The organism is Prevotella sp. P3-122, assembly GCF_002251365.1.
Lineage (GTDB): Bacteria > Bacteroidota > Bacteroidia > Bacteroidales > Bacteroidaceae > Prevotella.
The window spans coordinates 1-647 of record NZ_NPJH01000003.1 but is presented as its reverse complement, the minus strand read 5'-3'; the positions used below and the strand labels follow the sequence as shown (position 1 = coordinate 647).

The following is a 647-nucleotide window of genomic DNA, read 5'->3' as shown; positions in this document are numbered from 1 at the left end:
ATTAGGGAAACCCGCTCACGCCGCCTTCTTCCCCTCGCACAGCAGCCCGATCAGCTGGCCGAGCGTCTCGCGCAGCTCCTTGCGATGGGTGACCATGTCGATCAGGCCGTGCTCGCGATAATATTCCGAGGTCTGGAAATCGTCGGGCAGCTTCTCGCGGATCGTGTTCTCGATCACGCGGCGGCCGGTGAAGGCGAGCATTGCGCGCGGCTCGGCAATCTGGACGTCGCCCAGCATCGCATAGGCGGCCATCACGCCGCCCGAGGTCGGGTCGGTCAGCACGACGATATAGGGCAGGCCGGCATCGTGGAGCATCTCGATCGCCACGGTGGTGCGCGGCATCTGCATCAGCGAGAGTATGCCTTCCTGCATGCGCGCGCCGCCCGAGGCAGTGAAGGCGATATAGGGCGCCCGCGCCGCGATCGCGGCCTCGACGCCCTGGATGAACGCCTCGCCCACGGCCTGGCCCATCGAGCCGCCCATGAAGGCGAAGTCCTGCACGCCGATCACTGCCTTGCGGCCGAGGATCGTGCCCGAGGCATTGAGGAAGGCGTCCTGTTCGCCGGTGCTGGTTCGCGCGGCCTTGAGGCGCGCCGGATAGGGTTTCTGGTCGCGGAACTTGAGCGGATCCTCGGCCACCCTGGGGC

General features: G+C 67.1%; 1 protein-coding gene. It reads right to left on the bottom strand.

From position 1 onward, the window contains the following. Positions 1-15 precede the first annotated feature (15 nt). A partial coding sequence (locus tag CIL02_RS00585) for an acetyl-CoA carboxylase carboxyltransferase subunit beta (RefSeq protein WP_094398550.1) occupies positions 16-647 on the bottom strand: 632 nt, incomplete at its 5' end.